Origin of the sequence: Acinetobacter sp. 1566109, from assembly GCF_000582255.1 — a bacterium.
Lineage (GTDB): Bacteria > Pseudomonadota > Gammaproteobacteria > Pseudomonadales > Moraxellaceae > Acinetobacter > Acinetobacter nosocomialis.
Genome location: NZ_JEYB01000133.1, coordinates 1 through 2149, shown reverse-complemented (window position 1 = coordinate 2149; position 2149 = coordinate 1). Strand labels below are relative to the sequence as shown.

Here is a 2149-nt window from a genome sequence, read left to right as displayed (position 1 = left end):
CTAATCGTTTTTACATCGAGGCATGCCAAAGAATGTGATTCATCATTCCGATAGAGGTGTTCAATATCTTTCTATTCGCTATACCAATCGTTTAGAAGCTGCAAATTTACGAGCATCAGTCGGTACGACTGGTGATTCATACGATAATGCTTTGGCTGAAACGGTGAATGGCTTATACAAAACATAGGTGATTGAATATTTAAAAGCAGTTTGGCAAGGTTTAGCAGATGTACAACTTGCGACACTAAACTGGGTAGATTGGTTCAATAAAAAGCGTGTACACAGTGCACTGGGTTATGTATCGCCTTTTGAGTTTGAAGCAATGTACTATGATAAGATTAATCCGTTAGGTCAGGTGGCCTAACTTAAATAAAAAAGTCTCCGACAAACCCGGTACGGTTCAATTGTTTTAATTTTTCCAATCTTGCACCTTGTTTTTCCCGATGTAAAAACGATTAGCTTTTTAAACTCCAAAATTGATATTGCCTTCCTTGCCATTACCTTCTCGCTCATTAGTTTACTTATGAAACTTGCCGATGAGAAAAAGGTCATTGCACTTGTGCCGTGGGGAACACTGATCATGATTTGCGGTGTCGGTATGCTCATCGCATTAGGTGTGAAGCTTGGCATTATTACGACCCTATCTGAATGGTTAGCAAACAATGTTCCTGTGTGGGTTATTCCAGTACTGTTATGTCTGATCAGTGCCATTATGTCTGTATTTTCAAGCACTCTAGGTGTAGTTGCTCCTACCTTATTCCCAATTGTTCCAGCGCTTGCACTTAGCTCTGGCCTAAATCCACTAGTGCTATTCATTTGTATTGTGGTTGGCGCTCAGTCTACAGCGATTTCCCCTTTCTCGTCTGGCGGTAGTCTCATTATGGCTTCAGCACCAGCAGACATCGACAAAACCAAATTCTTTAATCAACTGTTATTTAAAGCAATTCCTGTAGGAGTCATTGCCGCTTTAATCGCTATTTTCGCTTTAAAATTTGTAATGTGAGATGAAAATGAACTGTATAGATACACATGCACATGTTTTTTCGACTCAGGACCACAGTATCGAAACAGCACGTTATGCACCTGATTATGATGCAATTGTACAAAGTTTTATCTCTCATCTTGATGAACACAATTTCACGCATGGTGTTTTGGTTCAACCCAGCTTTTTGGGTACCAATAACCAAGCGATGTTAAACGCAATTCAGCAATACCCTGAGCGTTTAAAAGGGATCGCCGTTGTTCAACATAAGACAACTTTTGATGAGCTAGTGAAACTCAAGGCACAAGGCATCGTTGGTGTTCGCTTAAATCTATTCGGTCTTAACCCTCCTACGTTAAATACGCCTGACTGGCAAAAATTTTTACGTAATGTGGAAAGCCTCAACTGGCAAGTTGAATTACACGCACCGCCAAAATATCTGGTTCAGCTTTTGCCACAATTAGATGAATACAGCTTTGATGTTGTAATTGACCATTTTGGCCGAGTTGACCGTATTAAAGGGATTAATGATCCAGATTATCAAAAGTTTTTAAGCTTGCTTAATGTCAAGCAGCACTGGATTAAAGTGTCTGGTTTCTATCGTTTGGGTACTACTCCAAACAACATAAACACTGCCCAACAAGCCTATAACATTTTAAAAGACAAAGGTTTTTTACATAAGCTCGTTTGGGGAAGTGACTGGCCCCATACCCAACATGAATCCTTAATAACTTATGAAGATGCAATTAAAGCTTTTAAACAGATTGTGTTTGATAAACACGAGCAATGTTTAATTTTAAATCAGAACCCTACCGAGCTGTTTGGTTTCTCACGTACATAAGGAGTATGTATGAAAAATGATATATCTATATCGGAAGTAGAAAAGTCAACGATCCGTAAACTTTCTTTTCGTATTCTTCCTTTCCTCATTCTTTGTTATTTCATCTCATATATTGACCGAGTAAATATTGGTTTTGCCGCTTTAACCATGAATCAAGAAATTGGTTTAACCGCGACTGCCTTTGGTTTTGGTGCGACATTATTTTTTATTGCATATGTCATATTTGAAATTCCAAGTAATATGGCCATGGAAAAGCTAGGTGCACGTATCTGGATTGCCAGAATCATGATTACTTGGGGAATTGTCGGTTGCTGTACCGCCTTCAT

Annotated in this window: 2 protein-coding genes and 2 pseudogenes; all 4 read left to right on the top strand. The window is 38.9% G+C overall.

The features are described from left to right. Positions 1 to 16 precede the first annotated feature (16 nt). Positions 17 to 364, top strand: a pseudogene (locus J582_RS26570) (integrase core domain-containing protein); the annotation flags it as partial. A gap of 36 nt (positions 365 to 400) precedes the next feature. Next, positions 401 to 1003, top strand: a pseudogene (locus tag J582_RS24640) (SLC13 family permease); the annotation flags it as partial. 7 nt (positions 1004 to 1010) lie between these two features. After that, a complete protein-coding gene (locus tag J582_RS24635) occupies positions 1011 to 1823 on the top strand; it encodes an amidohydrolase family protein (protein ID WP_032048580.1) in 813 nt (270 codons plus the stop codon). A 9-nt stretch (positions 1824 to 1832) separates the two neighbouring features. Then, positions 1833 to 2149, top strand: a 317-nt coding sequence (locus tag J582_RS24630) for an MFS transporter (RefSeq protein WP_032048851.1), incomplete at its 3' end; no start/stop codon positions are given.